This is a genomic window from Actinoplanes sp. ATCC 53533 (genome assembly GCF_003947245.1).
Genome location: NZ_QHHV01000132.1, coordinates 57175 through 64247 on the forward strand (window position 1 = coordinate 57175; position 7073 = coordinate 64247).

The 7073-nt window shown below is 74.9% G+C and carries 3 protein-coding genes; 2 read left to right on the top strand and 1 reads right to left on the bottom strand.

Going from position 1 to position 7073, the window contains the following annotated elements; all coding sequences use genetic code 11:
* Positions 1–37: 37 nt before the first annotated feature.
* Positions 38–2890 (bottom strand): AAA family ATPase, encoded by a 2853-nt coding sequence (locus tag DMB66_RS37260; RefSeq protein WP_125808828.1) that lies wholly within the window; start codon positions 2888–2890, stop codon positions 38–40.
* Between the two features lie 169 nt (positions 2891–3059).
* Between DMB66_RS37260 and DMB66_RS37265 the strand changes: the two genes are divergently transcribed.
* Both DMB66_RS37265 and DMB66_RS37270 read left to right on the top strand, forming a co-directional pair.
* Positions 3060–3695 carry an adenylate/guanylate cyclase domain-containing protein gene (locus tag DMB66_RS37265; RefSeq protein WP_125808829.1) on the top strand — a complete coding sequence of 212 codons (636 nt, stop codon included), beginning with the start codon at positions 3060–3062 and terminating at the stop codon, positions 3693–3695.
* A 78-nt stretch (positions 3696–3773) separates the two neighbouring features.
* Positions 3774–7073, top strand: a 3300-nt coding sequence (locus tag DMB66_RS37270; protein WP_158647495.1) for a serine/threonine-protein kinase, incomplete at its 3' end; no start/stop codon positions are given.

Here is a 7073-nt window from a genome sequence, read left to right on the forward strand (position 1 = left end):
AGAACGACGTATTCCGCGTACGCATGTAACGAAAAGGTCACGCCGCCCGGAGGAAGACGCGGCTGGCCTGCACCCGGGTGCGCACCTGGAGCTTGTCGAAGATGTGCCCGACGTGCACGCCGACCGTGCGCTCGCTGATGAACAGGGCCTGACCGATCTCCCGGTTGGTCAGCCCCTCGGCGACCGCCGCCAGGACCTCCCGCTCGCGGTCGGTCAGCACGCTCAGCGCGTCGCCGGACTCGCGGCCCGGTGGCGGGATCGGCAGCGTGTCCTCGTCGCCGGTCAGGGCCACCCGGGCCCGGGCCGCCACCGCGGTGATCTCGGCCGCGAAGGGTTTGGCGCCCATCGCTCGCGCGGTCGCGTACGCCTCGCGCAGCGCCATCGTGGCCGCCGCCCGGCCCTTGTTCGACCGGCCCGGCCGGCGGGCGAAGGTCGCCTCGGCCTGCCGCAACCGGGAATACGCCGCGGGGTAGGGCTGCTTGCGCCGGTCCCACGCCGTCGCGGACCTGGCCCACAGCTCCGGGTCGTTGCGGTCGTCGATGCGGCTCTGCTCGGCCGCGCACAGGTCGAGGTAGCCGTCGACCACGGCGCGCACCGGCGCCGCCGCGTTGCCCGCGCCCCGGGCCATCCGCTCGACCACGGTCCGCAGCCGGCGCACCGCGCCCGCATCCACCGGCACCTCGCCGCTGGCCTGCGCCTCCGCCTCGGCGCGCAGCCCGTGCCAGGCCAGCACGCCGAGCAGCACCAGGTCGTCGGAGCGGGTCTCGGTCAGGCCGCGCTGCACGGCCGCCCGGGCCTCCGCGTGCCGGCCCTGCCACATGGCCAGCCCGGCCCGCAGGGTCAGCATCGGCAGCACGTGCCGGGCGCCGCCGCCGGCCAGGATGGTCGCCACCGCCTCCAGATCGCGGTCGGCCTGCTCGACGTCGCCGACGCCGACCCACAGCCGGCAGCGGGAGAGCAGCAGCTCGACCGCGTCCGCACCGGACGGGCGATCCCGCATGGCCGTGTCGAGCACCTTCTCCATCTCGGCCCAGTCGCCGACCCGGAACAGCCCGTTCGCCGCGATCGCCAGCAGCCGGGTCTGATATGTGCGCCCCAGCCCGATCGCGGCGAGCTTGCCCGCGCCCCGGCGGGCCACCAGGACGCCCTCCTCGACGCTGTTCAGCGGCCCGGTGAGCAGCTCGGCCAGGTGCAGGTAGGCGCAGCCGATGTCGTCCGGGTGCCCGGAGCGCTCGGCGATCTCCACGGCCTGCCGGATCACCGCCAGGCCGGCGTCCGGGTCCTGGAGGAACGCCAGGCTGAAGCCGAGCGCCGCGCTGGCCCGGACCAGGTCGGCGGTCGAGCCGTCGGACTTCTCGGCCAGCTCCAGCGCGTCGCGGGCGCGGACCCCGGCGTCGGCATACCGCCCCAGGTGCACCAGCAGCTCGGCCAGGTGCGCCGCCGCGCTGGCCTTTTCCGACGGGGTGCACTCGGGGAACGCCAGCGCCCGCTCGTATTCGACCTCCGCCGTGGCCGACCGGCCGGCCGCCGCCAGGTAGCGGGCCCGGCGCAGGTGGATCTCGCAGCCGCCCGGCCCGTCCGGGCGGGCGGCCAGCTCCTCGAGCCGGGTCAGCGCGCGCTGGTGCTCGCCGCAGCGGTGCGCCGACTCGGCGGCGTGCGCCAGCAGGTCGGTGCGCTCGGGCCCGTCGTCGCAGCCCAGCTCCAGCGCCATGCTCCAGTAGCGGTGCGACTCGGCATAGCCGTAGAGCTGCTCGGCGGCGTGGGCGGCGGCGACCACCGAGGGCATCGCGCGGGACGGCTCGCCGGCCTGCCGCCAGTGGTGGGCCAGCCGCGCGTGGTCCGGGGCGCCCGGGACCGCCTCCAGCGCCTCGGCATACCGGCGGTGCCGGGCGGCGCTCTCGGCGGGCAGCACCTCGTGCTCCAGCACCTCGGCGACGACCTGGTGGCGCAGCCGGTAGCCGTCGGCCGCGCTGGTCAGGAAGCGGTGCGCGACCGCGGCCCGGACCGCCTCGATCAGCTCCGCCTCGGGCAGCGGCAGGACCCGGGCCAGCAGGGCGTGCTCGACCGGCTCGACCCCGGCGGCGACGGAGTGCACCACGTCGTGGGCGTGCTGGGGCAGCTCGTCGACCCGGGACAGGAAGATCTCACGCAGCGTGTCGGAGAGCTCGATCCGGCCGTCGCGCAGGTCGCGGGAGAGCTCCTCGACCACGAACGGGTTACCGCCGCTGCGCTTGTAGACCCGGTCGGCGTCCTCCGGGGCGACCTCGGCGCCGGCGATGGCGGCGACCAGCTCACCGGTCGACTCACGGTCGAGCGGGGCCAGGTCCAGCACGCGTACGGAGCGCAGCCGGCGCAGCTCGGCGAGCACGCGCCGGAGCGGGTGGGAGCCGTGCAGCGACTCCGAGCGGACCGCGGCCAGCACCGACAGGTTGATCTCACCGAGGCCGGCCAGCAGGTACAGCAGCAGTTGCCGGGTGCTGCGGTCGGCCCACTGCAGGTCGTCGAGGACGAGCAGCAGCCGGCGGCCCTGGGCGAGCGAGCGCAACTGCCGGGAGACCCGTTCGAGCAGGACACCCGCGCCGTCCTGGCCGGTGGCGGCGTCCACCGGGCCGGTGTCGGCGTCCACCCCGGCGCGGCGCAGCGCCTGCAGAACCGGGTGCAGGGGAGAGGCGTCGCCGATGTCGAGACAGGTGCCGGACAGCACGGCGGCACCCGCGTCACGCAGGGTCTCCGCGGTCTCCCGCAGCAGCCGGCTCTTGCCCACGCCGCTCTCGCCGGTGACGAAGACCGCCGCGGTGCCGCTGGGCCCCGCGTCGAGCAGGTCCGTGCGAACCGCCGTCAAAGTGCCGGTACGTCCGACAATAGGCGCGTCGTCCCCCTCGCTGGCCATGCGTGGCAGCCTAGTGCCGAACCGGGTAGCACGTTCTCGTCGGTTCGGACTGTTCTGCGTCACAAATTCGACGGTGCGCCCGCTGTCATAGATACGTCATTCTGCGGATCCGCTGGGCCACCCGGGCTGGCACCGTTCACCTCGCCAATGCGGCGAAGGGACGTGGGACATGAACAGAACGACGGCCGGCATGCGGTGCCGGCGACAGACAGTGACCGTACTTTTCGTCGACATCGTGGGCTTCACCAGCATCGTCGACGAACTGGACTGCGCGGACGTCCGCGACCTGCAGGTCGACTACTTCGCCACCGTGTCGGAGCAGGTGCGGGCCGCGGGCGGCGTGGTGGAGAAGTTCATCGGTGACGCGGTGATGGCGATCTTCGGCGCGGCCGGCCCGCTGGCCGGCACGCCGGACGAGGTGAGCTGCGCCGCGTCGGGGGCGGTGCGGGCGGGGCTGCGGATCCAGGAGGCGCTGCGGGGGCGTCTCCTGGCCGGCAGGTTCCCGGTCAGCACCCGGGTCGGGCTGGCCACCGGCGACGCCATCGTCGATCTGGACCGGACCCGCGACGGCGGGTACGGGATGGTCAGCGGCAGCGTCGTCAGCACGGCGGCGCGGCTGCAGGCCTACGCGCCGCACGACACGGTGGTTGTCTGCGCGGCGACCCGCGCGGTGACCGATCACGCGGTGGCCTACCAGGAGATGCCGCCGGTTTCGGTGGCGGGTAAGTCGGCGCCGGTGGAGCTGTCGCGAGCGCTGTATCCGCAGGTCATGACCGCCGAACGGGCCCTGCAGACCTGCGGCTGACCCGGCCCGCCGGAAGATCCGGTTGAGGCCAAAGCTTCAGCGGGGCGCACCCGCGCCGATAAAGGCAGCGTGGGTGCATTGCCTTCTTCGTCGGCTGAGCCGGCCCTGTTGCGACTCGAGCCCGGCGATGCCGCCGGGCTCGAGGTGCTGGGCGAGCTCGGTCGCGGCGCCCAGGCCGTCGTGCACCGGGTTCGCTACCAGGGCCGCGAGTACGCCCTCAGGCTGCTGCGCGAGAGCACCGCCGCGAACCCCGGTGGCGTCCGCGAATTTCGCCGCCAGTGCGCCCTGCTGGCCGCCATCGACAATCCCGGCCTGCCCCGCGTGCACAAGGCCGGCACGGCCGGCGGTCGCCCGTACGTGATCATGGATCTGCTCGAGGGTGAGCCGCTCGCCGCCCGGCTGGGTCGCGGCCCGGTCCGCGAGTCCGCGGCCGTCCGGATCGCCACCGACATCGCCGACGCGCTGCGTGCGACGCACTCCCACGACCTGGTGCACCGCGACGTCAAGCCGGACAACATCATCGTCGGCCCGGACGGCACCTCCCGGCTGGTCGACTTCGGGCTGGCCACCCGCGTCTCGGCCGAGGACGGCGGGCTCGCCGAGGAGGCGGTCGCCGGCACGCTGATCTACAGCCCGCCCGAGCAGAGCGGCATGCTGAACCGGCCCGTGGACGCCCGCTCCGACCTGTACGCCCTGGGCGCGGTCCTCTTCGAGTGCGTCACCGGTGCGCCGCCGTTCGCCGCCGGCGACGTCGGTGAACTGCTGCACCTGCACGCCACGGCGCCCGTACCGGATCCCCGGGCGCTGGCGCCCGGCCTGGGCGCCACCTTCGCCGCGATCATCGTCCGGCTGCTCGCCAAGGACCCCGACGACCGCTACCAGGGCGCCCCCGGCCTGCTCGCCGACCTGCGGCGGCTCGCCGCCGGGGAGGCCGAGCTGTTCCCGCTCGGCGGGCAGGACGGCCCGGCGACCTTGGCCGGACCCCCGCTGACCGGCCGGGACGCCGAGTTCACCGCGCTGCGCGACCGCTGGGCCGCCGCCGCGGCGGGCCGCGGCGGCATCGCCGTGCTGCACGGACCCACCGGATCCGGCAAGAGCCGGCTCGCCACCGAACTCGGCGAACTGGTCGAGGCCGCCGGCGGCACCGTGCTGCGTGGCGCCGCCGCAGCGAGCGACCAGCGGCCGATGGCGCCGCTGCGCACGGCCGTGGACGCGTACGTGCGAGAGCTGTCGCAGGCGGCCGGCGGCGACCGCGCCGCCAAGCTGCTGCGGTCCGCCGCCGGCCAGGGCGCCGGCCTGGTGACCAGCCTGTCCCCGGCGCTGGCGGACGCCCTCGGCGTGCCCGGCGTGGCCGGCGAGATCGGCCACGAACGGCATTCGGCCGCCGTCGCCGACCTGCTCACCGGCCTGGCCCGGACGGCCGGGCCGGTGCTGCTGCACCTCGACGACGTCCAGTGGTTCGACGAAGGCACCGTCCGGGTGCTGGAGCAGCTCGCGGCCGGCCTGACCGGAGTGCCCCTGCTCGTGGTCGCCACCGCCCGCAACGACGCCGACGGCGGGCCCGCCGTCGCGATGATCCTCAACCGCCTCGCCCCGGGCCCCGACACCGACATCACGCTGGCGCCGCTGGGCGCCGAGGCGACCGGCGACCTGATCGGTGCGCTCTCCGGCGGGGTCCGGATCGACGGCCACGGCGCCGCCACGATTACCATGCTGACCGGCGGCAACCCGTTCATCACCCTCGCCTACGCCCGCGCCGTGATGGACGCCGGCCTGCTCACCCCGGACTGGGGCGTCTGGCGGATCGACACCGACGGCATCCGCGACCTGGCCCTGCCCGCGGACTCCGCGCAGCTGCTGCTGGGGCGGATGGGTGACCTGCCCCCGGAGAACCGGCGCCTGCTGCGCGTCGCCGGCGTCGTCGGCACGTCCTTCACCGCCGGGCTGGTGGCCCAGGTCGCGGGCGTGGACCGCCGGCGGGTGCTCGACGTGCTGTCCGACGCGGCCCGCCGGGGCCTGGTGGAGCAGCGCGAGGGCGTCGTGCGCTTCCTGCACGACAGCATCCGGCTCGCGCTGCTCGACGGCCTGCCCGACGACGAGGTCCGGACGCTGCACCAGCGCATCGCCGACGCCCTCGATCTGGGCGGCGAGGGCACGGACGTGTACGCCCTGGCCCGGCACTGCGCCCTCGGTGACCCCGGCTACGAGCCGGCCCGGATGCTGCGCGCCGGGCAGGCGGCCGGTGCCCGCGCCCTCGCCGAGCACGCCCCGGACACCGCCCTGACCTTCCTGGAGTACGCCGCCGAGGCGGCCGAGAAGGGCGACCTCGCCGTCAACAGCGAGTTCCACCAGCTGATCGGCCTCGCCTACCACCAGAACGGCCGCTTCGACGACTCGGTGGCCGCCCTGACCGAGGCGCTCGCCGGAGCCGCGGACGGCAACGAGCGCGCGCGCATCTACATGCACCTCGCCCGGGTGCACGAGAGCAACTGGAGCGGCGCCGCCCAGGTGCACGCCGTCGAGCAGGGCCTGGCCGAGCTGGGCCGGCCGCTGCCGCGCAACCCCGTGCTGAGCGTGCTGTCCGGCGTGTGGCTGATGATCATCGGTGGCCTGATCCGGTTGACCCGGCTCGGCTACGGCACCGCGAGGGGAACGTACCGCGACCGCCTGCGACTGCAGACGACGCTGTTCCACTACGGCGCCTCCGGCTGTGTCCGGACCCTGCGCCCGTTGCGGTCCCTGCTGTACGGCATGCGCCTGGTGCACCCGATCAGCCGGCTCGGCCGTTCCCCGGAGCAGGCCCGCGAAGGGGTGGCGCTGACGCTCGCGTTGCGGATGTTGGGCTTCCGGCGCCTCTCCGACCGGATCACCGCGGCCGCCACCCGCCAGGCGCACGAGTTCGGCGATCCCACGCTGGTGGCCCACATCGACTGGATGGCCGCGATCGCGATCCACGGCAGCGGCGCCGACTCCGGCGAGCGGGTCCGTCAGGTGCTGGCCGAACGTGACCGCTTCCTCGACGTCGGGTTCATCCTGGACTGCTACGCCGTACTGGGCTGGGACTGGCTGCTGCGCGGCGACATCACCGAGGCCGAGGCCGCCCGGCCGGGCCGGCAGCGCTGGCTCGACGTCGGCGGGAACGTCGACCGCAGCGCCGTCGTGGCCGTCGACGCGGGCCTGCTCGCGATGCGGGGCCGGGCCGGCGAGGCGCTCGCCGCGCTCGCCCGGGCCGGCGCCGGGCCGAAGGAGATCCACGAGGTCGTCGACATGATCATCGCCAGGATGCTGTCCGCCATCGAACGCGACGACCTCGGTGCCGCCTTCGACGAGGCCGTCACGGAGTTCGAGGGGCTCGGGCTGCGGCCGTACGACGTGCTG

Bases quoted from the DNA above. Each gene is read 5' to 3' on its own strand.
- DMB66_RS37265 (WP_125808829.1), top strand. From the start codon at position 3,060: ATGAACAGAACGACGGCCGGCATGCGGTGCCGGCGACAGACAGTGACC.
- DMB66_RS37260 (WP_125808828.1), bottom strand. From the start codon at position 2,890: ATGGCCAGCGAGGGGGACGACGCGCCTATTGTCGGACGTACCGGCACT.